This window comes from Micromonospora sp. NPDC006766 (assembly GCF_040636055.1).
In the GTDB taxonomy this organism is placed as follows: Bacteria; Actinomycetota; Actinomycetes; order Mycobacteriales; family Micromonosporaceae; genus Micromonospora.
Window position 1 is genome coordinate 13059 of the sequence record NZ_JBEYIX010000007.1, and the last position, 21612, is coordinate 34670.

Genomic DNA, 21612 nt, shown 5'->3' on the forward strand with positions numbered 1-21612 from the left:
CGGGCACGGGGGCAGGATGGACGGGTGCGGGCGTCCAGGCTGATCTCGGTGGTGCTGCTGCTCCAGTCGCGGGGCACGATGACCGCGGCCGAGCTGGCCCGCGAGCTGGAGGTCTCGGAGCGGACCGTCTACCGGGACGTGCTGGCGCTCTCCGCCGCCGGGGTGCCGGTGTACGCCGACCGGGGCCGGGCCGGCGGCTACCGCCTGCTCGGCGGCTACCGGACCCGGCTGACCGGGCTGACCCGGGACGAGGCGGAGGCGCTCTTCCTGGCCGGGCTGCCCGGGCCGGCCGGCGACATGGGGCTCGCCGACGCGGTGGCCGCCGCCGAGCTGAAGGTGCTCGCCGCGCTTCCGCCGAGCCTGCGGGACGCGCCGGCCCGGACCGGGCAGCGGTTCCACCTCGACGTGCCGGGCTGGTTCCGCGACGCCACTCCACCACCGTGGCTGGCCGAGCTGGCCCGGGCGGTCTGGCGGGACCGGGTGGTGGAGCTGCGCTACCGCCGGGGCGAGCGGGAGGTGACCCGCTCCGTCGCGCCGTACGGGCTGGTGCTGAAGAGCGGCGTCTGGTATCTGGTCGGCCGGGTCGGCGACGGGTACCGCACGTACCGGGTGGACCGGGTGGTCGGCGTCGAGGTGGGCGAGGAGACCTTCGACCGGGACGAGGGCTTCGACCTGGGGGCGTACTGGCGCCGGCAGGCCGAGGCGTTCCTGCGGGAGCTGCTGCGGGCCGAGGTCACCGTCCGGCTCAGCGCCGCCGGCCTGCGCGCTCTCCGGCACGTGGCGGAGGCCGCCTTCGCGTACGAGGAGGCGGTGGCCAGGGCGGGCGAGCCCGACGGGCAGGGCTGGGTGGTGACCCGCCTGCCCGTCGAGTCCGTCCCGGTGGCGTACGACGTGCTGCTCCGGCTGGGACCGGAGGTGGAGGTGCTCGACCCGCCGGAGCTACGGGACCGCTTCACCGAGGCGGCCCGCCGCTCGGCCGCGCTCTACGCCGAGGCGTCGGCGGGGGCGGACGGGCCGGCGGGGGGTCAGCGGTAGCCGGTGACGTCGGCCGGCTTGCCGGCGTCCTGCACCTCGACGACGTAGCGCCAGGCATCCGGCCGGCTCCCGTCGAGATCGGTGAAGCCGTACACCTTGGCCAGCTCGCCGCTGGAGACGGACCGTCCGTGCCACCGGGCCCGGTCCGGATCGGCCGCCAGCGCGGCGACCGCGCGCCCGACGAACGCGGGCGATTCCGAGATGGCGAAGTGTGGCTCCTTCGCCAGCGCGTCGCGCCAGTTTTCCTCGGTGACGCCGAAGAGCTCCAGCATCAGCTCCGACCGCAGCCAGCCGGGGGTGAGCGCCACCGCCGTGCAGCCGTGCGGCGCCAGCTCGTGCGCCTGCGTGAAGGCGAGCCGGTTCACCGACACCTTGGCCAGGTCGTAGAAGACCGAGAGCCGGTACGTGGTGTCGTTGTAGTCCTTGGTGCCGTCGCCGATCTCGACGACCAGGCCGCCCGGGTTGCGGATCAGCAGCGGCAACGCGAAGTGGCTGGTGATGATGTGGGTGTCCACAGCCAGCCGGAGCGTGCGGAAGCCGGCGTCGAGCGGCTGCTCCCAGACCGGCTTCTCCCAGGTGATCAGCGGGTCGGCACCCCAGATGTCGTTGACCAGCACGTCGAGGCGGCCCTGCTCGGCGTCGATCCGCCCGACCAGGCGGCGTACCTGGTCGGGGTCGAGGTGGTCGACCGGGACGGCGATGCCGGTGCCACCGGCCGCGGTGACCAGCTCGGCGGTCTCCTCGATGGTCTCCGGCCGGTCCATCTCGGACCGGCGCTCCCGGGTGCTCCGGCCGGTGGTGTAGACGGTGGCCCCGGCGGCGCCGAGCTGGACGGCGATCTGCCGGCCGGCGCCCCGGGTCGCCCCGGCGACGAGCGCGATCTTCCCTGTCAACGGTTGCGTCATGCGGACGACGATGGCACCGATACCTGACAGCCGAAGTCCGGTTTTCCGGCCGATCGGGATCCGCCATCATGGCCGCATGCACCTGCTGCTCTCCGGGATCGTCGGCTCGGTCGCCTACGGGCTGGCCGGCCCCGGTTCGGACGTGGACCGGATCGGGGTCTTCGCGGCGCAGACGATCGCGTTCCACGGCCTGCACCCGCCCCGGGAGTCGGTGGTCACCACCAACCCGGACGTGACCTTTCACGAGGCCGGGAAATACTGCCGCCTCGCGCTGAGCGGCAACCCCACCGCCACCGAGCTGATGTGGCTGCCGGACGACTGCTACGAAACCCGTACCGAGCTCGGCGAACGACTCGTCGCCATCCGTTCGGCGTTCCTCAGCGCGCCCCGGGTCCGGGACGCCTACCTCGGGTACGCCACCCAACAGTTCCGGAAACTGACCACCCGGGACTCCAGCATCGGTGGTCGGCGGCGGTCGGCGAAGCACGCCCGGCATCTGGCTCGGCTGCTGCACCAGGGCCGGGTGCTCTACGCGACCGGGGTGCTGGAGATCCGGCTGGCCGACCCGGAGTGGTTCCTGGCCTTCGGCGAGCGGGTCGCGGGCGGCGCGCTGGACGAGGCAGAGGCGCTCGTCGCCGCGGCCGAGCGCGACTTCGAAGAGATCCACACCCCGCTACCCGACCGCCCGGACGAGGAGACCGTGGAACGCTGGCTGATCGACGTGCGAGCCGCCCACCTGCCGCCGACCTGGTACCGGGACTGAACCCCGACCGGTCAGTCCGCGAGGCGTACGCGGACCCGGCGGTTGGCCCGGCCCTTGCTCTCGACCTTGACCACCTGGACCTTGCCGATCTGGGCGGTGGAGGCGACGTGGGTGCCGCCATCGGCCTGCACGTCCAGCCCGACGATGTCGACGATCCGGACCTCCTGCTCGTCGGGCGGGATCAGGTTGGACTGGGTACGGATGATGTCCGGCAGGGCCAGCGCCTCGGCCCGGGGCAGGACCCGCACGGCAACCGCCCGGTCGGCGGCCACCTCGGCGTTGACCAGCTCCTCGATCCGGCTCTTGAAGTCGGGCGGCACCTCGGGCAGGTTGAAGTCCATCCGGGCCTCGCCGGGCTCCATGTTGCCGCCGGTGACCAGCGCGCCGAAGTCGCGGAACACCACCCCGCAGAGCACGTGCAGGCCGGAGTGGGTCCGCATCAGCATGGTCCGGCGGGCGTCCTCGACCGCGCCGGTGACCGCGGTGCCGACCGGCGGCAGCGGGTCACCCTCGGCCGGGATCAGCCAGAGGTCGTCGCCCTTGCGGGTGCCGACGATCCGGGTCTGCGCGCCCTGCCAGAGCAGCACCCCGTGGTCCGGCGGCTGACCGCCGCCGCCCGGGTAGAAGGCCGACCGGTCCAGCACGATGCCCTGCTCGGGATCGGCCGCCAGCACCGTGCACGCCCACTCCCGCAGGGTGGGGTCGGCGAGGTCGAGACGGTGCGTACGACCATGATGTGTGACACCCATGACAGTGGACGTTACCCGTTGAGGAAGGTGGAGATCCGCTCCCGCAGGTCGGCGCGGTCCGTCCAGAGCACGCCCGGCCGGTCGTACACGTGCAGGGTGGCGTGCGGGAGCACGGCGGCCAACTGCTCGGCGACCGCCACCGGGTGCAGGTCGTCACCGGCGCAGCCGATCACCAGCGCCGGCGCGGTGACCGAGGCCAGGACGGCCGCATCCCGCAGCGGGGCCTGCTCCGGCAGGCTGGCCAGCCCCGGCGCGAGCCCGTCCCGCAGCAGCTGGTCCAGCCGCTGCCGCAGGTACGCCCACCCCGCCGGAGTGTTACGCACGTCCGGCGGCAGCTCCAGCGACACCGCGTCGGCCAGCGCGGCGGCGTCCCCGTCCGCCACGGCGTCGAGCAGATCGGACAGGCGGGCGCGGGCCACCTCGCCCCGTGGGGTGTCCAGCACGGCGGGCAGGAAGAAGACGAGCTTCTCGAAGCGTTCCGGGCTCTCGGCGAGCAGCCGGCACAGCGCACCCGCACCGAGGCTCGCCCCGAAGGCCCGGGTGGCGCCGCCGAGGTCGGCTATGGACCGCAGGTCGCGGGCCAGGTCCAGATAGGTCCACGGCCCGGGCGGCGAGTCGGAGCGGCCGTGCCCCCGGAACTGGAAGAAGATCTTGCGGCCGGTGACCGCGCTGCCGAATGGTCGGGTGGTGGCGATGCCGCTGCCGAGCCCGTGCGCGAACACCGTCGCCGGATCACCGGCGCCGGTGACCAGCCGCTCCAGTCGAACACCATGTGGAGTGGTGACCAGTTCGGTCGCCGGCTCGGGCAGCGCCGGCCGGCCGGTGCGGGGCCCGCCGGGGCCGGGGCCCCAGGTACGCGGGCCGCCGTCCGGCGGCGGGGGCCAGCGGAATCCCCTCACCAGCCTCGGCCGTCCTGCAGGTCGCGCAGCCCGACCCGAACGTCCAACAGGTAGATCAGAGCTGCCGCGATACCGACCAGGCCAAAAATGCTCAGCGGGCCGAAGCCGAACGCTGGCAGCGTCAGGATCAGGCAGATCCCCAGGATCGCGATCCAGCCGCCCTTGGGCAGGGTGCCGATCGCGCCGAACGCGTCGGAGCGCTGGGTGATCGCGTGCACCAGGGAGACGCCCTCGATCACCAGCGCGAAGACGAGCAAAATCAGCTCGATCACGGCGGTGACATGGAACACGAAGATCGGCGCGGCGTAGGCCATGTCGGCAAGCTTATGCCCAGACCCCGGAAACGTCCGAGAGGACGCTGTCCGGGGTCTGGGGCGAGGATCGACCTATTCGGCAGTCGGGCGGGTCCGTTTGGTGGTCTTCGGCAGCTTCGCCGACGGGGTCCCCGACCTGGTGGCCTTGGCGGTGGTGGCCTTGGCGGCCCGGGTCCGCTTCGCCGGGGCAGGCTTGGCCTCGACCGCCTCGACCGCCTCGACGACCTCGACCACCTCGACGACCTCGGCCGGGCTGGGCATCTCGCCCGGCTGGGCGGCCGGTGCGTGGTGGGCCTCGGTCACGTCGATGTCGGCGTTCACCGTGTCGACGGCCTCGAGCAAACCGGCGCCGACGACCCGCTCGCCCCGGGCGACCAGCTCGGCGTACGCAGCCAGGGCGCGCTCCTGGGCGTCGGCGACGGCGCGCTCGGCCCGAGCCTGCGCGGCCTGGGCGCCGGCCCGGGCACGCTCCTGAGCGGACTGCGCGCTGGCCAGCATGGTGGCGGCGTTACGGCCGGCGGACTCACGGAGCTTGTCCAGGTCGAAATCGGCAGCAGCGGCCCGCTCGCGGAATCCGGACGCGGTGAGGTTGGCTGCCTTCAGCGTCTCGGTCGCCTTCTGGCGCAGCTCGACGCCGGTGACGACGACCTTGCCGCCAAGGTCCGTGACGACCCGGGGGGCCAGTTCACCGACCACGGCGGGGAGCTTGCGCAGCTGCCGTAGGGCCAGCTCGCCGGCACCGGCGGCGGCGTAGAGCGGGGCGGGAATGCGGTTGGTCTTCGGCTGGGTCATGACTCCTCCTCGTCGGAGACGACGGTGGTCGGGGCGGGCGTGGCACCCGCCTCGGTAACGGCGACCGACTCGAGGACGGCCTCAGTCGGGCTGCCGCCCGGCGTGGTGGGGCCGGTCGCGGCCGGCGTGACGGTCGCCGGGGCCTGCGGTGCTACGCCCGGCGCGCTGGCCCTCGGGGTCGGCTCGGTGGCGCCCGGGCTCTCGGCCGGCTCGGTGGCCGCCTGCGCCGCGGCGGTCGCCTCGGCGAGCCGGGCGTTCTCCCGGCGGAACGTCTCGTAGATCTGGGTGAGCGACTGCTTCTGGGCCATGGTCAGCTCGGGGTCGACGGCGATCGCCGCGAGCACGCCCTGCCCCTCCTTGGCGTCCAGCAGCCCGGCCCGCAGGTACATCGCCGGGGTGGAGACCCGCAGGGCGCTGGCGAGCTGCTGGAGCACCTCGGCGCTCGGTTTGCGCAGGCCGCGCTCGATCTGGCTGAGGTAGGGGTTGCTGACGCCGGCCTGCTCGGCGAGCTGGCGCAGCGAGATCTTCGCATTGCGGCGGAGGTCGCGAATGAATCCGCCGATGTCGGGAAGGTCTTTGCCGGTGGCCATGCTTCCACGGTAACGACTGCCGCTAGCTCCTGCAAGCGAAATGCTAACCAAAGTTAGCGGCGTTCAACTGGCCGGTTGCGCACCCGGTGTCCGGTCCGTACGGTTCCCTCCGTGGCCAAGATCGAAGTGAACGGCGCGGTGCTCGCGTACGACGAGGCTGGCAGCGGCAGCCCGGTGGTGCTGATGCACGCCGGCATCGCCGACCGACGGATGTGGCGGGCTCAGGTGCCCGCGCTCGCCGCGCGGCATCGGGTGCTCGCCGTCGACCTGCGTGGCTACGGCGACTCCGAGCTGCCGCCCACGCCGTTCGCGTACCACGACGACGTGGTCGGGCTGCTGGATGCCCTCGGCATCGCGCAGGCCGCCCTGGTGGGCTGCTCGTTCGGCGGCAAGGTCGCGGTGGACACCGCGCTGGCGTACCCGGAGCGGGTCTCCGCGCTGGCCCTGTTCGGCGCCCCGGTCTCCGGCAGCGAGTGGTCCGAGGAGACCGAACAGCTCTGGGACGAGCTGGTCGGCGAGGCGGACCCGGAGGACTTCGCGGCGACCGCGGCCGGCGAGGTGCGGTACTGGGTGGTCGGCCCGACCCGCCGCCCCGAGGACGTGGACCCAGAGCTGATCCGGTTCGCCGACGAGATGGACCGGCGGGCGCTCGCCGCCGAGCTGGCGCTCAGCGCCGTCGAGGTGGGCGAACTCGACCCGCCGGCGATCGACCGGCTGGCCGAGCTGCGGATGCCGGTGCTGGTCGGGACCGGCACGCACGATGTCGCGGATCTCCGCCACCTCGCCGACCGGATCGCCGACGAGGCACCGCACGGCGTACGTCTGCCGGACGTTCCGGACGCCGCCCACCTGCTGCCGCTCGAGCGCCCCGAACCGGTCAACGCCGCCCTGCTCGACTTCCTGCCCTGATCTGAGCCCGGCCGAGCCGGCTCGCGTCGCCGCTTGGGCGGGTCGCGCCGTGGAGCCATCACTGCGCCGAACTCACCAGACCGGACGGACCGCGCCGACCGGAAGGCCGCCGCCGAGCAGCGGCACCTCGGCGTACTCGGTCAGCACCGGGGCCTCGACGCCGAGCCGGCGCAGCGCCGACACCAGCACCGGCATTCGCGCCCGCCCGGCGCCGTCGTCGATCTTGAGGGCGACCGCGCCGACCTCCGGGACCGCCGCCGCGATCACGCCCTCCGCGCCGACCTTGGCCAGCAACCCGGGTACGCCCCGCATCAGCCGGGTGTCATCCGCCTGGGTGCCGCCCACCAACTCCGGGTACTCCCGCATAGCGTCGGCCACGGTCCGCTCGACGGTGCCCGGCTCGGCCGAGACCAGCCGCAGAAACGCCCGCGCCAGCCCGGTCAGCGAGACGGCGAGCACGGGCGCGCCGCAGCCGTCCACCCCGACGGCCGCCGCCCGTTCCCCGGTGAACTCCTCGATCGCGGCGGTCAACCGCTGCTGGAGCGGGTGCTCGGGCAGCCAGTAGCCGTTCACCGGCCAGCCGGCGGCGACACAGGTCAACAGCATTCCGGTGTGCTTGCCGGAGCAGTTCATCTGGATCCGCCGCGGACCGCCGCCGGCCCGCAGCACCGCCTCCCGGGCCGCCTCGCCGACCGGCAGGTCCGGCGGGCAGTGCAGCGCCTCTTCGGTCAGCCCGGCGCGGCCCAGCAGGGCGGTGACCCGCTCGACGTGGAACTCCTCGCCGGCGTGGCTGGCCGAGACCAGCGCCACGTCGGCCCGTTCGGTCAGCGGCAGCCCGGCCCGGAGCATCCCGATCGCCTGCATCGGCTTGTTGGACGACCGGGGGAAGATCGGCGAGGTCGGGTCCCCCGCACCGGCCACCGGCGCACCGGCCGCGTCGAGCACCACCACGGATCCGCGGTGGACGCCCTCCACGAACCCGGACCGGACCACCTCGGCGAGCGGCACGCCACCCTCGTACGTCTTTCCCACGAAGTGGACGGTACCGCCGGGTCCGGCGGGCCCCACACCGGGGTGACCAGCGACATCGGCCCGGGGCGTACAGGGTCACCGGCCGGGCCGGGGCTTACACGCCGAGCAGCTGCCGAGCCTCGGCGGTGGTCAGCGGCGGGCGCTGGGCGAGCTGGGCGAAACCGACCGCCCGGGCGACGAGCTGCATGTTCGACTCGACCGGCCGCCCCTTGGCGTAGGTGACGGTGTCCTCCATGCCGACCCGCAGGTGCCCGCCCGCCGACAGCGACGCCAGCATCACCGGGATCGTGCTGCGGCCGATCCCGGTAGCCGAGAAGGTGCTGCCCTCCGGCAGGTCGCGCAGCATCTGCTGAGCGGCGACCAGGGTCGCCGTGGTGCCCGGCATGCCGCCCGGCACGCCCATCACGAAGTCGACGTGCACGTGCCCGCCGTGCGGCAGGCCGTACTTGCCGAGCAGCCGCTGAAGGGCGGTGAGGTGGCCGAGGTCGAAGATCTCGTACTCGGGGACGACACCCTTCTCCTGCATCCGGGTGTGCAGGTCGACGATGAACTCCCAGCGGTTCAGGAAGACGTCGTCGCCGAAGTTGACCGTGCCCATGGTGCAGGAGGCCATGTCGGGCCCGGCGTCCAGCACGGCCAGCCGAGCGGCCTCCGGGTCGGTCACCGCGCCGCCGGAGGAGAGCTGCACGATCAGGTCGGTGCCCTCCCGCAGCGCCGTCACGGTCTCCCGCAGCCGGCCCTGGTCGAGGGTGGGCTTCGCCTCGTCGTCCCGGATGTGGACGTGGATCACGGCGGCGCCGAGCGCCTCGCACTCCTTGGCGGTCAACAGCAGCTCGTCGAGGGTCACCGGCAGCGCCGGCACCTCCGACTTGGCCGACTCCGCGCCGGTGGGGGCAACCGTGATCAACGTCCCTGTCGTCATGTCGGCGATCCTAGACCGCCGGCCCGCCTCCGGTCGACGGCCGGAGGGGCGTCGAGACGGAAGATCGCCCGCATCCGCCCGTGAAGACGGAAAAATTTCCGCCTTGCGGGCGTCAGCCCGGCACCCTTACGCCGGCTCGATGGCGGCGGCGGTCTCGCCGACCAGCAGCCTGGCGTCGTCGGAAACGTTGCGCTTCACCACGGCGAGGGCGATCTGGCCCAGCTCGTGATGCTGCACCGCGGTGCCGACGAACCCGACCGCCCGGCCGTCGAGGGTCACCGGCGTGCCGGCGGCCGGCGGCTGATCGGTGGTCACCCCGTCCAGGTGCAGGAGTACGAGGCGACGCGGCGGCTTGCCGAGGTTGTGCACCCGGGCGACCGTCTCCTGCCCCCGGTAGCAGCCCTTGTCCAGGTGCACGGCCGACGCGATCAGGTTCACCTCGGCGGGAATGGTGCGGTGGTCGGTGTCCACCCCGGCCCGGGCCCGCCGTGCGGCCACCCGGACCGCCTCGTACGCCCACAGCCCGGCCACCGGCACGCCCGCGCCGCGCAACTCGGCCACCACCCCGGCCATGGCCGGGCGAGGCACCAGCAGGTCGACGCCCAGCGCCACCCGCCGGGCCCACCCGCCGATCGGCAGCGGCCGTACGTCGTACCGCACGGTGGGCCGTGGTGGCAGCTCACCGGAGCGGAACTTCGGACCGGGCACCGCGATCTGGTCCGGCGCGGCCAGCCCGGTGACGCCGAGGGTGTCGAGCGCGCCGGCGGCCTCGGGCCCGACCAGCGAGAGCACCGCGTGGTCGGCGGTGGCGTCCCGCGGCTCGACCTTGCTGAAGAATCGCATCCTCTCCAGGTATGACAGGAGCCCGTCGGTCATCCCCGGCTCGGTGTCCAGCCAGGTGGTCTCGCCGTCGTCGGCCACCACGGCGTGCTGCTCGACATGCCCGTGCGGGGAGAGCACGAGCAGCTCGGTGCCCTGCCACGGGCCCAGCGCGGCGAGGTGCTGGCTGGTCAGCGTGTGCAGCCAGCCGATCCGTTCCTCGCCGGGCACCGCCACGACGCCCCGGTGCGACCGGTCGACCAGACCGACGCCGGTGGCGAGGGTCCGCTGCTCGCGCAGCGGGTCGCCGTAGTGGGCGGCCACCGGCCCCACCCCGGCCGCCCGGTGGGCCGGCTCGGGCTGGTCCCGGGTCTCCTCGTCGATCGCCTCGGTGGCCACCGCTCCCGCAATGTCGATCATTTACTCTCCCCGTTCTCGCACCGGCCGCAGACGCCGAAGAGCGCCACGTGCCCAATGTCGACCTGGAATCCCCGCTGCGCGGCCAGCCGGTCGGCGAGCGGGTGAAGCAGCTCGGGCTCGATCTCGTCGATCGCGCCGCACTCCCGGCAGACCAGGTGAAGGTGCTGGTGCTCGCCGGCAGCGTGGTAGGTCGGCGAACCGTGCGACAGATGGGTGTGCGTCACCAGACCGAGCCGCTCCAGCAGCTCCAGCGTCCGGTAGATGGTGGTGATGTTGACTCCGGCGGCGACCTCTCGGACCGCCGTGTGGACCTGTTCCGGCGTGGCGTGCCCCAGGTCCAGCACCGCCTGCAGGATCAACTGCCGCTGTGCCGTCAGCCGCAGCCCACGGGAGCGGAGCAGTTCGGCGAGGGAGGATTCGGACACCATCCGATCATAGTTCGGCGGCCGCGCCGGCCCGGCCGCCGCCGTCGTACCGACTACCCTCGGCGCCCATGGAGGCGTCGCGGGTGGCCGTACTCGGCCGGGGCCTGGTCGCGCCCGTGGAGGCAGTGCTGCGCGGCGACGACCGGGGGGTGCTGCACGGGGACGGTCTCTTCGAGACCATGCACCTGCGCGGCGGCCAGCCCTGGCTACGCGACGCCCACCTGGCGCGGCTACGGTCCGGCGCGGCGGCACTCGAGTTGGCGCTGCCGTCCACCGACGCGCTGGTGCGACTGGTCGACGAGATCCGGGCCGGCTGGCCGCCCGAGGTGGAGGGGGCGCTGCGCCTGGTCTGCACCCGGGGGCCAGAGGGCGGCGGTTCGCCGACGGTCTACGCCACGCTGGGCGAGGTGCCGGCCGAGGCCCGGCGGGCCCGGCGCAATGGGGTGACGGTGGCCACCCTGCCGCTCGGGGTGGCCGCCCGCTCCCGCCCCGAGTTGGGCTGGCTCCCGGTGGGCGTCAAATCCACCTCGTACGCGGTGAGCACCGCCGCCCGCCGCTGGGCGGCCCGCGCCGGGTTCGACGACGTGCTCTGGGTCTCCACCGACGGGTACGCGCTGGAGGGGCCGAGCGCCAACGTGGTGTGGCTGACCGGGACGACGCTGTGCACGGTGCCGGCGGCAGCCACCGGTGTGCTGCCCGGGGTGACCGCGAGATGGCTCCTCGACCACGCCCCCGAGCTGAACCTCACCGCCGACGAACGCCTGATCACCCCCGCCGAGCTGAAGAGCGCGGACGCCGTCTGGCTAACCTCATCCCTCCGCGGCCTAGCGGAGGTCCGTTCCCTGGACAGCACCCCCCTCCCCCGTTCCCCCCACACCCCCGCCCTGCTAGCCCTCCTCGCCTTCCCCCTCCCCGCCGCCGACCAACAGCGTTGATCATGAGGTTGGCGGCAGTATTGGAGACCGCCGCCAACCTCATGATCAACGAGAGTGGCGGGGTGAGGGTGGCGGTTAGCCTGCGGTGCGGGTTAGGCGGGCGGAGAGGTGAGGGCTCAGGGCATGGCCCATGGCGGCCATCTCCTGGGCGTAGAGCAGGGCGCCCTCGACGATGCCGAAGAGCCGGGCGCCGGCGGTGACCTCCTTGGCCGTGGCCGTACGGACCACCGCGTCGGTGGCGAACTCGATCTGGGTGCCCCGGCGCTTACCGATGTGCAGCTCCATCACCCCGGTGGGCGTGGACATCAGGGCTTCCAACTCGTCGGTGACCCGGTCACCGTCCATCACCGGGCGCCACCAGCCGACCTCACGACCGGCCGGGCGGACCGGGCGGCTCTGCTCGTCGAGGATCCAGGCGCGGGACTCGTAGAACAGGAACGGCCGGCCGTCGTGACTGATCCGGATCTCCTGCGCGTAGTCGAAGTCCTCGATGGTCGGGAACCCGCCCCGGCCGCGCCCACGCCACACCCCGATGTACGGCAGCAGCCCGTCCAGGCTCCGGTGCAGCTTCGGGCCGACGCGCAGGTCGTGGCTCTCCTCGTACGGGTACGGGTCGACCGGCGGCGCGTTCAGCCACGGCGGCTGCAGCGGATTCTCACTCACCATTTTCCTCTCGAAATCTTCACAGCCAGATAGACCAGGCCACCGGCGAGCGCGCCCAGGCCGGCGACCAGCAGGCTGACGAACCCGATCTCGGTAACCATCCCGGCCATCCTATGCTGGCGCCATGGCCCGCTCTCTCGTCGTCAAGGCCACCGCCGGCGCGGACGCTCCCGAGCGCTGCGCGCAGGCCTTCACCGTCGCCGCCACCGCGGCGGCCGCCGGAGTCGACGTGTCGCTCTGGCTGACCGGGGAGTCGACCTGGTTCGCGCTGCCCGGGCGCGCGCAGGATTTCGAGCTGCCGCACTCCGCGCCGCTGGCCGAGCTGCTGCACGTGATCCTGGCCACCGGCAAGGTCACCGCCTGCACGCAGTGCGCGGCCCGCCGGGACATCGGCCCGGACGACGTCATCCCCGGCGTACGCATCGCCGGCGCGGCGGTCTTCGTCGAGGAGGCGATGGCCGAGGGCGCACAGGCCCTGGTCTACTGACGCCCAACCCGGCGGTACGTTTCAGCCGGCGCAGCCGGTCGAGGCGGCCAGCCGGAGCTGGTCCCCGCTGGCGTCAACCAGCACGACCACCCGCCCGCTCCGGTAGGCGTACACCTCGGGGCGGTCGACCAGGGCGGAGCCGAGCGGGCGCAGCGGCGCCAGCGACAGCGGTTCGGTGCCGGCCGCGACGCGGACCGTGTTCGCCGTCCCGCCGGCCGGGCAGGGCGTCACCACGACCTCATCGGCACCCGCCGGCACCGGCCGGCCCAGCGCGCGCAGCGCCGCCTCCAGTTCCGCACCGAGGGAGTACGCGGGCAACAGGATGGCGTCGTCGGTGTGGGCGGGGCGGCAGCCGGTCGTCGCGGACAGTCGCACCCGCCCGTCGGCCACCACCCGCCCGTCAACCGTGACGAACTCCCCCGCGTCGGCGCGCAGCCGGGGGCCCTCCGAGTCGGCACGGACCCCGGCCCGCCAGTCGGCCGGCAGTCGCTGCGCCACCCGCTCCAGCAGGGCCCGCTCGCTCCCCCCGGCGACCAGCACGTCCAGGCCACGGGTGAGGGTCGCCCCGTCGGCCAGCGGGGTGAGCCGACAACCCCGCCGCACCTGGACAGGGGTCAGCTCCCACGCCTCGCCGTCGACGACGGCCACCAGGCGCCCCACCGCGCCGGCCACCACCGGGTCCGCTTGGCTCAGGCTGCGCTGCTCCTTCACCGTCGGCGGGTCGTGTCGCACCGACCACCAGGTCAGTCCGGCGAGCAGCACCCCCCACGCCACCGTCGCGGCCACCAGCCAGCGCAGCCCCCCGCGCCGCCCCGACGCGGGCTGCTGAGGACGGGTCGGCGGGGCCCACCCCGCCTGAACAGCACCACTCACCCGCCCATCGTGTCACGCCCGGCCGGCCCCACACGCACCCACGGCGCGCACCGCGACCTTCGCCGCACCCTTCGCCGATCATGGAGTTGCGGCACTGGACGTATGCCATAACCAGGGCATATCGGGTGCCACAAGTCCATGATCGGCGGGAAGGGGTGGGGGGTGGGGGTGGGGTGGGGTGGGTTAGGGGGTGACTGTGAGGGTTAGTTCGTTGATGCCGCGGGTGGCGGTGATGGGGGTTTCGCCGTTGCCGTGGCGGGAGAGCGCGCGGAGGGTCCAGGTGCCCGGCGCAGCGAAGAACCGGAACTGGCCGGCCGGAGAGGTCACCACCTCGGCGGTGAACTCGCCGGTCGCGTCGAGCAGCCGGACGTAGGCGCCCGGCACGACCTCGCCGGACTCGGCCTTGACCAGGCCGGTGATGACGGTTTCCTTCTCCAGGTCCAGGCTGGCTGGCAGCGGGGCGGCCTGGTCCGGAGCGGCGCAACCGGCGGCGGTGGCAGCGGCCGCTGCGGTGGGAGCAGTCATGATCACGCCTCCCCGGGCTCGTCGCCGAGCGCGACCGGCACGCCGACCAGCGAGCCGTACTCGGTCCAGGAGCCGTCGTAGTTCTTCACGTTGCGGTGGCCGAGCAGCTCCTGGAGCACGAACCAGGAGTGCGAGGAGCGCTCGCCGATCCGGCAGTAGGCGATGGTCTCCCGGCTGTCGTCCAGCCCGGCGTCCGCGTAGATCTTGCGCAGCTCGTCGTCGGACTTGAACGTGCCGTCCTCGTTGGCCGCCTTGGACCACGGGACGCTGATCGCGGTGGGGATGTGCCCGGCCCGCTGGGCCTGCTCCTGCGGCAGGTGGGCGGGGGCGAGCAGCCGGCCCGCGTACTCGTCGGGGCTGCGCACGTCGACCAGGTTCTTGACGCCGATCGCGGGGACGATCTCGTCGCGGAAGGCCCGGATCGTGGTGTCCGGCTCCTGTGCGACGTACTGCGTCCGCTCGCGCGTCACCCCGTCGGTGACCAGCGGGCGGCCGTCCAGCTCCCACTTCTTGCGGCCGCCGTCGAGCAGCTTGACGTCGCGGTGGCCGTAGAGCTTGAAGTACCAGTACGCGTACGCGGCGAACCAGTTGTTGTTGCCGCCGTAGAGGATCACGACATCGTCGTTGGCGATGCCACGCTCGGAGAGCAGGGCCTCGAACTGGGCCTGGTTGACGAAGTCCCGGCGCACCGGGTCCTGGAGGTCGGTCCGCCAGTCGAGCTTGACCGCGCCGGCGATGTGGCCGGTGTCGTAGGCGGAGGTGTCCTCGTCGACCTCGACGAAGACGACGCCCGGGGCGCCGATGTTCTTCTCGGCCCACTCGGCCGAGACGAGTGCGGTGTCGCGACTCATCAGATCACTCCCTGGTGAGGATTGGATGGTGAGCCAGCGCGCGGAGATCGATATCGGTGATTGTCGCACCGCGCGCGGGACCCAGAATTGAAAACGGATCACGGGTACGTGCGACGGCGCCGCTGCCGGGCGATCAGGGGGAAACCGGAGGGTGCGCGGACCCTGCGTGCCGGTGGCCGCTAGGCGGCCGAGGACAGCCCCGCCGTCAGATGACGGGGCGACACAGGCAGGTGGCCACGCGGCACAGGTCGACCGCGCGCCGTTTGGTGAGGAGCGTCCCCATGAGCAGGGACACTACCAGCTGCTCCCGCCGATGCCATCGACCCGACCAGCATCCGGGACACGGCCGGGTCACCCGGCGGCGTTGATCGGCACGTTCTTCGCGTCGGCGGTGACCAGCAGCCCGTCCGGCTTCGGCTCCACCTGGCGCACGGTGAGCCCGAACGGCAACTCCGGCAGGGGAACATCGGCCGAGATGCTGTTGGCGTAGTTGGCCAGCAACGTGCGGGCCAGCGGCAGGTTCGGCAGCCCCGCGGCGGTCAGGTCCTTGAATTTCAGCGCCACCTTGCCGTTGGCGACCGTCACGTCCGCGGTGCCGTTGACGGTGAGCTGTTTGCCGAGGATGTCCACCGGCGCGGTGACGCTGAGCTTGCCGTCCCGCTCGCCGAGTGTGAGCCCCGGCCGGTCGAGGAGCTTCGCCAGGCTGTCGTAGGAGATGGTGGCGTGGCCGTCGACGCTCTCGGCGACCACGTCGCCCCGGCGGGAGCGGAGGGTGTCCAGCGACGCCCGTACGTTGTGGGCCGCCACGTCGAGCCGGGGCACGCTGACCGTGTCACCGTGCACGGAGCCCTTCACGTCGGTCAGCACGATCGAGATGTGCTCGTACCGGCCCGCCGCGACCTGGGTGAGGAAAGGGAAACCACCCACGTCGACCCGGGGCGGCGCGGACTGCACGTCCTGCCGGGCGACCTCCTGCCGCACCTGGTCGGCGATGACCCGCTCGGCCACCCCGGCCGCCACCCGGTCGGCGACCACCAGCAGCCCCGCCAGGACCAGCAGCAGCACGACGAAACCGATCAGCACCTTCCGGCCACGCCGCCGAGGCCGGCCCTCGTACGCCGGGTACGCCTGTGCCACGCCGCCTCCTCCTCGCCGGGTAGTCGCCGGGCGGCGCACGATCCTCGCCGTGCGTCGCCGTCTCGCGGCGCAACGGTACTTACCCGAGACGTGAAATCCCCAACCGTTCGCTCAGAGGAAGAGCACGCACATGGCGTACGCGGCGGGCGCGGCGAGCGCGAAGCCGCCCAGCGGCCCCTGCATGTGCCGGGCGATCCACATGGTCGGCGGCTCGCCGGCCATCAGTCGGCCCGCCTCGGCGTACCCGACGGCGAGGTCGACCAGCACGGCGGTGGCCGCGGTGACCAGCCCGACCAGGGCGGCGCTGGTCGGGGTGAAGCCGACCACGTAGATGCCGAGCACCGCGCTGGCCAGGGTGCCGAGCATGGCGCCCACGACCACGCCGGCGGCCCCCCGGGGCACCTGTGGGGCGAGCCGGGGCCAGGGTGCCACCGCGTCGGTCAGCCGAGCCATGAGCAGCGCGACGCCGGCGGCGGTGAGGCAGACGGTGATCGCCTGGGTGCCCTTCGGGACCCGGCCGAGCACGATCAGGCTGGAGAACGCAACCACGCCCACCACGATCAGCAGGGTGCTGCCGAGCGAGTCGGTCACCCTGACCCGGTCCACCCGGCGGACGAGCTGGCCGAGCACGCCGAGCACGAAGCCGGCGGCCGCGGCGTACCCGAGCGGGGCCAGGCCGGCGATCTCGGACTGCACCGCCGTGGCGTCGGCGATGACGGCCACCCCGGCGCTGATCAGCGCGACCACCAGCAGCGCCGGCGGGCGCATGGCCATCGTCCAGGCGAGCACGAAGAGCAGTTGCACGCCGAAGACGATGAACGCGAAGGGCAGCCGATGCCCCGGGCCGGCGGTCTGCGCGCCGAGCACCAGGCCGGCGCCGAGCAGCGCGGCGAAGCCCGCGATGGTCAGCGCCAGCGGCCGGCGCACCGGAACGGGGGGTGCCTCCTCCTCGGGCTCGTCGACGGACTCGTCGTCCGGGCGGCGCCCCGGGCCGCCCTTGCGCAGCCGGCGCGGCCCGGTCCGCTCCGGACGGTCCCCGCCGTCGTCGGCCGGAGCGGTACGCGGGCCCGGCGGGTAGCCACGGGACGGGCCGGCCGGCGCCGGAGGCGCGTCGTCGGCCCACGGGTCACGGCCGGTGTCGGGCGAGGTCGAGGGAAACACGCCCCGATCGTGCCAGACCGGGCCGCGCTGGCGGAGGTCACGGTTTCGGCAACGTTAAAACCTGCGCCGCGATCCGGGGCAGAAAGGGCAAACGGGAAGTGAGGCGGAGGTGAAGGGCGTCCGATCCGTTACGCTCAACCCGCTACCCGCCCCCGCCAGCGACGCCGGGACCACGCAAGTTCTCAGCGCCGCCCCGGATGAGGAGTGCCGCTGGTCATGCGCGGCCGGAGGGCCGCCGGGACGGAGGTGATCGTGTGGAGATCCTGCTGCTGGTGACCGCACGGGCAGGTGAACCCTCCGCAGTGCTGCCAGCGCTCGACCTGCTTTCGCACTCGATCCGTACCGCACCGCGCGACGTCCGCACGCTGGTCTCCGGCCCGACCCCGGACGCCGTGCTGGTGGACGCCCGCTCCGAGTTGGGTGAGGCCCGGGCGACCTGCCGGATGCTGCACGCCACGGGGCTGGGCGTGCCGCTGCTCGCGGTGGTCACGGAGGCCGGCCTGATCGCGCTGAACGTCGACTGGGGCGTGGACGACGTCATCCTGGCGTCGGCGGGGCCGGCCGAGGTGGAGGCCCGGCTACGGCTCGCGGCGGACCGACTGACCAGCGCGACGGCCGGGGCCGGCGGCTCGATCCGGGCCGGCGAGCTGACCATCGACCCGGACACCTACGCGGCCAGACTCAAAGGCCGTCCGCTCGACCTCACCTACAAGGAGTTCGAGCTGCTGAAGTTCCTGGCCCAGCACCCGGGTCGGGTGTTCAGCCGGGACCAGCTGCTCCGTGAGGTCTGGGGGTACGACTACTTCGGCGGCACCCGGACGGTCGATGTGCACGTACGGCGGCTGCGCGCCAAGCTCGGTTCGGAGTACGAGTCGATGATCGGCACGGTGCGCCAGGTCGGCTACAAGTTCGTCGTGCCGCCAGCGCGTTCGCTGCCGGAGTCGGAGCCCGCCCCGCTGCCCGCCTGAGCGCGCCCCCCTTTCGTGAGATTCGCTTTCGTTTAGCCCGTTCGCCCGCCCACTTGGCCCTAATCTGAGGCAAATCGGGCTAAGGGGGCGACAGTGGGCACGGGGACTGCGAGGCAACCGACGAGCCGGCACCAACAGCCGAACGGGCGGTGCCGCTGATGTCGAACAGGACGATGCGCGGGCTCGGGCTCGTGACCCTGGTGCTGGCCACGCTGCTCGGCTCGGCGTACGCGCTCGGCCGTGGCCTGGTGGCGGAGATGGGGGTCAAGCCCAGCGGTTCGCCCGCCAATGCCAACGTCAACGGCACGCGATACGCCGACCAGCCACCCGCCACCTCCCTTGCTCCCACGCCGTCCGCCAGCCCGAGCCCGTCCCCGCAGCCCGTCACCAACGGCGACGGCGACGGGCCGTACGGCAGCCTGATGAGCACGGGGTCGTCGCGGGTCGCGCTGACCTTCGACGACGGGCCCGACCCGGCGTACACCCCGCAGGTGCTCGCCCTGCTCCGGCAGTACGGGGTGAAGGCCACCTTCTGCGTGGTGGGAGAGAACGCGGAGAGCAGCCCGGACCTGATCCAGGCGATCGTGTCCGAGGGGCACACCCTCTGCAACCACTCCTGGAGCCATGACGAGAACATGGGCAAGCGGTCGCCGGACACGATCCGCGCCGACCTGCTCCGCACCAACGAGGCGATCCGGGCGGCGGTGCCGGACGCGGCGATCGCGTACTACCGGCAGCCCGGGGGCAACTGGACGTCCCCGATCGTGTCGATCGCGCAGGACCTCGGCATGACCTCGCTGCACTGGGGGGTGGACCCGTCCGACTGGCAGGCGCCCGGCGTGACGCGGATCATCCAGAGGGTGCTGAGCCAGACGGAGCCCGGCTCGATCGTGCTGATGCACGACGCCGGCGGCGATCGGAGGGGCACGGTCACCGCGCTGGAATACCTGCTGCCCGAGCTGCTGAGCCGGTTCCAGTTGGAGGCCTTGCCCACCGGGACCACCTGACGACCACCACCGGCCGCTACCGTGGCGGGATGAGCGAGCGTCAGCGAGCGAATGACCAGCGCGGTGCGAAGGTGCCTCATGTCGGCACGAAGCGAAGCGGAGTGCCGGCATGAGCAGCACGGAGCCGACCGCCGACCGAATCGTCCGCGCTGACCGGCTGGCCCCGGTCGAGGTGGCCGAGGTGCTGGCACTGGCCCGCGTCGCCGGCGACACGGACGGCGCGGACCCACTTGACGAGCACGTGCTGCTGCGGCTGCGGGACCCGGAGGCAGCGGCGGTGCACCTCACCGCCCGGGCCACCGACAACACCCTCACCGGCTACGCCCACCTCGACACCACCGACCCTGCCAACGGCATCGGGGTGGAGCTGGTGGTGCACCCGACGTACCGGCGACGCGGCACCGGTCGGGCGCTGGCCCGGGGCGTGCTGGCCGCGGCGTCCGGACCGCTGCGCGCCTGGGCGCACGGTGACCACCCGTCCGCCGCCGCCCTCGCCGTGGACCTGGGTTTCGCCCGCGCGCGGGTGCTCTGGCAGCTACGCCGGCCGCTGATCGCGGCGCTTCCCGAACCGCCCCTGCCCGACGGCGTCCAGCTACGCGCGTTCCGCCCAGGTGAGGACGACGCGGCCTGGCTCACGCTCAACAACGCCGCCTTCGCGCAGCACCCGGAGCAGGGCCGGTGGACCTCGGCGGACCTTCGGGTACGCCTGACCGAGCCGTGGTTCGACCCGGCCGGCTTCCTGCTCGCGGTGGATTCGGTCACCGGCCGGCTGCTCGGATTCCACTGGACGAAGGTCCACGAGCGACCCGGCTCGGCCCGGATCGGCGAGGTCTATGTGCTCGGGGTGGATCCGTCGGCGCACCGGGGCGGGCTCGGCAAGGCGCTCACCGCCGCCGGGCTGACCTACCTGCGGGACCGGCGGGGGCTGGACCGGGTGATGCTCTACGTCGACGAGTCCAACACCCGCGCGGTCGGGCTCTACGAGGGCCTCGGCTTCGCCCGCTGGGCCGCTCACGTCAACTACCAGCTCGGCGGATTGACGAGCTGACGACCGGCGCACCCTAGCCGGATATGAATGGATAAAGGGGACACCTCCCCGCCCGTTCATGTAGTGGACAACACACCCTCAGCAGACCGTCGTCCGACGGAGCAAGCCTGTTCACCCCCTGTTCATTTTCCGCGAGCGAGCCGGCTACCTGGCACTTCTACCTTTCGTATCAGCCGGTCAGCGCCGGCACCCGGGCCAACCCGGGCGACCTGACCAAAGATGTGAAGGGAAACCCCTCAGGTGAAGCTCCAGCGGCACGGTGCCATTGCCTGCCTCGCTCTCTCCGCGGTGCTCGGTCTCAGCGCCTGCGGCTCGGACAACAACGAGCCCACCACGGGCGCCTCGGCCTCCGGGGCCGCCGCCACCGCCGACTGCGGCAAGGGCACGCTGAACGCGCAGGGCTCCTCCGCCCAGAAGAACGCCATGGCCGAGTGGATCAAGGCGTACCAGCAGAAGTGCGGCGCCGACGCCAAGATTAACTACGAGCCCACCGGCTCGGGCGCCGGCATCCAGGCCTTCATCGCCGGCACCGCCGACTTCGCCGGTTCCGACTCCGCCCTGAAGGAGGAGGAGCAGCCGCAGGCGGACGCCAAGTGCGTCGGCGGCCAGGCGCTCAACCTGCCGATGGTGATCGGCCCGGTAGCGGTCGTCTACAACGTCAGCGGCGTGGACAACCTCCAGCTCACCCCGGCCACTCTGGCGAAGATCTTCGCCGGCACGGTGACCAAGTGGGACGACGCGGCGATCAAGGCCGACAACCCGGACGCGAAGCTGCCGGCGACCGCGATCCAGGCGGTGCACCGCTCCGACGAGTCGGGCACCACCGACAACTTCACCAACTACCTCTCCAAGACCGCCGAGACCGACTGGACCTTCGGCAAGGCCAAGGCCTGGAAGGCCCCGGGCGGCGTCGGCGCGGCCAAGTCCGACGGTGTGGCCAGCAAGGTCAAGAGCACCGACGGCACCATCAGCTACGTCGAGTGGTCGTACGCCGAGAACGCCGGCCTGAAGAAGGCCAAGATCCAGAACGGCGCCGGCGAGTTCACCGAGCTGACCGCCGAGTCGGCCGGCAAGACGATCGCCGGGGCCAAGTTCGAGGGCCAGGGCAACGACCTCAAGATGTCGATCGACTACAACACCAAGGAGGCCGGGGCCTACCCGATCGTCCTGGCGACCTACGAGATCGTCTGCAGCAAGGGCATCCCGGCCGACAAGCTGCCGCTGGTCAAGGGCCTGCTGGGCCACGCCGCCAGCGCCGAGGGCCAGCAGGACCTGGTCGAGCTGGGCTACGCCCCGCTGCCCGAGACCGTCCGCGCCAAGGTCGAGGCCGCGGTCAAGAGCCTCGCCTGACGCGCTGACCGACACCACCTCCTCATACGAAGC

Annotated in this window: 27 protein-coding genes; 9 read left to right on the top strand and 18 right to left on the bottom strand. The window is 72.8% G+C overall.

Annotated elements, in window-relative coordinates:
* Positions 1-24 precede the first annotated feature (24 nt).
* Positions 25-1035, top strand: a complete 1011-nt coding sequence (locus tag ABZ671_RS10245) for a YafY family protein (protein ID WP_357854405.1) — start codon at positions 25-27, stop codon at positions 1033-1035.
* On the opposite strand, the gene ABZ671_RS10250 is transcribed toward ABZ671_RS10245, so the two are convergent.
* A complete protein-coding gene (locus ABZ671_RS10250) occupies positions 1026-1940 on the bottom strand; it encodes an SDR family oxidoreductase (protein WP_357854408.1) in 915 nt (304 codons plus the stop codon). The genes ABZ671_RS10245 and ABZ671_RS10250 overlap by 10 nt on opposite strands.
* Positions 1941-2016: 76 nt before the next feature.
* Here ABZ671_RS10250 and ABZ671_RS10255 point away from each other — a divergent pair, with 76 nt between their 5' ends.
* Entirely contained in the window at positions 2017-2703 is a 687-nt protein-coding gene (locus tag ABZ671_RS10255) for a nucleotidyltransferase domain-containing protein (RefSeq protein WP_357854411.1), read from the top strand.
* 11 nt (positions 2704-2714) lie between these two features.
* Here the strand turns inward: ABZ671_RS10255 and ABZ671_RS10260 are convergent, their stop codons facing one another.
* The 5 genes from ABZ671_RS10260 to ABZ671_RS10280 all read right to left on the bottom strand — a co-directional run bounded on the left by ABZ671_RS10260 (position 2715) and on the right by ABZ671_RS10280 (position 6047).
* Positions 2715-3452, bottom strand: a complete 738-nt coding sequence (locus ABZ671_RS10260; RefSeq protein ID WP_357854413.1) for an alanyl-tRNA editing protein — start codon at positions 3450-3452, stop codon at positions 2715-2717.
* A gap of 11 nt (positions 3453-3463) precedes the next feature.
* The gene (locus ABZ671_RS10265) at positions 3464-4351 is read right to left on the bottom strand and encodes an alpha/beta hydrolase (protein ID WP_357854416.1); all 888 of its coding nucleotides are present in this window, start codon (positions 4349-4351) and stop codon (positions 3464-3466) included.
* Complete coding sequence (locus ABZ671_RS10270) at positions 4348-4665, bottom strand: DUF2516 family protein (RefSeq protein ID WP_357854419.1); 318 nt, start codon at positions 4663-4665, stop codon at positions 4348-4350. The genes ABZ671_RS10265 and ABZ671_RS10270 overlap by 4 nt, the downstream gene beginning before the upstream one ends.
* 72 nt (positions 4666-4737) lie before the next feature.
* Positions 4738-5457, bottom strand: a complete 720-nt coding sequence (locus ABZ671_RS10275) for a hypothetical protein (protein ID WP_357854422.1) — start codon at positions 5455-5457, stop codon at positions 4738-4740.
* A complete protein-coding gene (locus ABZ671_RS10280; protein ID WP_357854425.1) occupies positions 5454-6047 on the bottom strand; it encodes a helix-turn-helix domain-containing protein in 594 nt (197 codons plus the stop codon). The genes ABZ671_RS10275 and ABZ671_RS10280 overlap by 4 nt, the downstream gene beginning before the upstream one ends.
* 111 nt (positions 6048-6158) lie before the next feature.
* On the opposite strand from ABZ671_RS10280, the gene ABZ671_RS10285 reads away from it, so the two are divergent.
* Entirely contained in the window at positions 6159-6956 is a 798-nt protein-coding gene (locus ABZ671_RS10285; RefSeq protein ID WP_357854428.1) for an alpha/beta hydrolase, read from the top strand.
* 72 nt (positions 6957-7028) lie between these two features.
* Here the strand turns inward: ABZ671_RS10285 and ABZ671_RS10290 are convergent, their stop codons facing one another.
* The 4 genes from ABZ671_RS10290 to ABZ671_RS10305 all read right to left on the bottom strand — a co-directional run bounded on the left by ABZ671_RS10290 (position 7029) and on the right by ABZ671_RS10305 (position 10577).
* The gene (locus ABZ671_RS10290) at positions 7029-7988 is read right to left on the bottom strand and encodes an asparaginase (protein WP_357854430.1); all 960 of its coding nucleotides are present in this window, start codon (positions 7986-7988) and stop codon (positions 7029-7031) included.
* A 94-nt stretch (positions 7989-8082) separates the two neighbouring features.
* A complete protein-coding gene (locus tag ABZ671_RS10295; protein ID WP_357854433.1) occupies positions 8083-8910 on the bottom strand; it encodes a 3-keto-5-aminohexanoate cleavage protein in 828 nt (275 codons plus the stop codon).
* 126 nt (positions 8911-9036) lie between these two features.
* Positions 9037-10149 (bottom strand): folate-binding protein, encoded by a 1113-nt coding sequence (locus ABZ671_RS10300; RefSeq protein ID WP_357854436.1) that lies wholly within the window; start codon positions 10147-10149, stop codon positions 9037-9039.
* Complete coding sequence (locus ABZ671_RS10305; protein ID WP_357854438.1) at positions 10146-10577, bottom strand: Fur family transcriptional regulator; 432 nt, start codon at positions 10575-10577, stop codon at positions 10146-10148. Before ABZ671_RS10305 ends, ABZ671_RS10300 begins: the two co-directional genes overlap by 4 nt.
* A 65-nt stretch (positions 10578-10642) precedes the next feature.
* Here ABZ671_RS10305 and ABZ671_RS10310 point away from each other — a divergent pair, with 65 nt between their 5' ends.
* The gene (locus ABZ671_RS10310) at positions 10643-11509 is read left to right on the top strand and encodes an aminotransferase class IV (RefSeq protein WP_357854441.1); all 867 of its coding nucleotides are present in this window, start codon (positions 10643-10645) and stop codon (positions 11507-11509) included.
* A 75-nt stretch (positions 11510-11584) separates the two neighbouring features.
* Here the strand turns inward: ABZ671_RS10310 and ABZ671_RS10315 are convergent, their stop codons facing one another.
* A complete protein-coding gene (locus ABZ671_RS10315; protein ID WP_357854444.1) occupies positions 11585-12175 on the bottom strand; it encodes an FABP family protein in 591 nt (196 codons plus the stop codon).
* Positions 12169-12273 carry a small membrane protein MtfM gene (gene mtfM, locus ABZ671_RS10320; protein ID WP_274534545.1) on the bottom strand — a complete coding sequence of 35 codons (105 nt, stop codon included), beginning with the start codon at positions 12271-12273 and terminating at the stop codon, positions 12169-12171. The genes ABZ671_RS10315 and mtfM overlap by 7 nt, the downstream gene beginning before the upstream one ends.
* A 23-nt stretch (positions 12274-12296) precedes the next feature.
* On the opposite strand from mtfM, the gene ABZ671_RS10325 reads away from it, so the two are divergent.
* Positions 12297-12659, top strand: a complete 363-nt coding sequence (locus ABZ671_RS10325) for a DsrE family protein (RefSeq protein ID WP_357854448.1) — start codon at positions 12297-12299, stop codon at positions 12657-12659.
* 21 nt (positions 12660-12680) lie between these two features.
* Here the strand turns inward: ABZ671_RS10325 and ABZ671_RS10330 are convergent, their stop codons facing one another.
* The 6 genes from ABZ671_RS10330 to ABZ671_RS10355 all read right to left on the bottom strand — a co-directional run bounded on the left by ABZ671_RS10330 (position 12681) and on the right by ABZ671_RS10355 (position 17206).
* Positions 12681-13457, bottom strand: coding sequence for a hypothetical protein (locus ABZ671_RS10330; RefSeq protein WP_357854852.1), 777 nt, complete (start codon positions 13455-13457; stop codon positions 12681-12683).
* Positions 13458-13715: 258 nt separating this feature from the next.
* The gene (locus ABZ671_RS10335) at positions 13716-14057 is read right to left on the bottom strand and encodes a DUF1416 domain-containing protein (RefSeq protein ID WP_357854451.1); all 342 of its coding nucleotides are present in this window, start codon (positions 14055-14057) and stop codon (positions 13716-13718) included.
* A gap of 2 nt (positions 14058-14059) precedes the next feature.
* Positions 14060-14908 (bottom strand): sulfurtransferase, encoded by an 849-nt coding sequence (locus ABZ671_RS10340; protein ID WP_357854454.1) that lies wholly within the window; start codon positions 14906-14908, stop codon positions 14060-14062.
* Positions 14909-15113: 205 nt separating this feature from the next.
* Positions 15114-15191 (bottom strand): Ms5788A family Cys-rich leader peptide, encoded by a 78-nt coding sequence (locus ABZ671_RS10345; protein WP_311202345.1) that lies wholly within the window; start codon positions 15189-15191, stop codon positions 15114-15116.
* Between the two features lie 68 nt (positions 15192-15259).
* The gene (locus ABZ671_RS10350; protein WP_357854456.1) at positions 15260-16045 is read right to left on the bottom strand and encodes a DUF2993 domain-containing protein; all 786 of its coding nucleotides are present in this window, start codon (positions 16043-16045) and stop codon (positions 15260-15262) included.
* 111 nt (positions 16046-16156) lie between these two features.
* Positions 16157-17206, bottom strand: a complete 1050-nt coding sequence (locus tag ABZ671_RS10355) for a hypothetical protein (RefSeq protein WP_357854459.1) — start codon at positions 17204-17206, stop codon at positions 16157-16159.
* 254 nt (positions 17207-17460) lie between these two features.
* On the opposite strand from ABZ671_RS10355, the gene ABZ671_RS10360 reads away from it, so the two are divergent.
* The 4 genes from ABZ671_RS10360 to pstS all read left to right on the top strand — a co-directional run bounded on the left by ABZ671_RS10360 (position 17461) and on the right by pstS (position 21579).
* Positions 17461-18174 (top strand): response regulator transcription factor, encoded by a 714-nt coding sequence (locus tag ABZ671_RS10360; RefSeq protein ID WP_357854462.1) that lies wholly within the window; start codon positions 17461-17463, stop codon positions 18172-18174.
* A gap of 158 nt (positions 18175-18332) precedes the next feature.
* Positions 18333-19181 carry a polysaccharide deacetylase family protein gene (locus tag ABZ671_RS10365; RefSeq protein ID WP_357854465.1) on the top strand — a complete coding sequence of 283 codons (849 nt, stop codon included), beginning with the start codon at positions 18333-18335 and terminating at the stop codon, positions 19179-19181.
* Between the two features lie 109 nt (positions 19182-19290).
* Positions 19291-20229, top strand: a complete 939-nt coding sequence (gene mshD, locus ABZ671_RS10370; protein ID WP_357854468.1) for a mycothiol synthase — start codon at positions 19291-19293, stop codon at positions 20227-20229.
* 240 nt (positions 20230-20469) lie between these two features.
* Entirely contained in the window at positions 20470-21579 is a 1110-nt protein-coding gene (gene pstS / locus ABZ671_RS10375; protein ID WP_357854471.1) for a phosphate ABC transporter substrate-binding protein PstS, read from the top strand.
* Positions 21580-21612 lie beyond the last annotated feature (33 nt).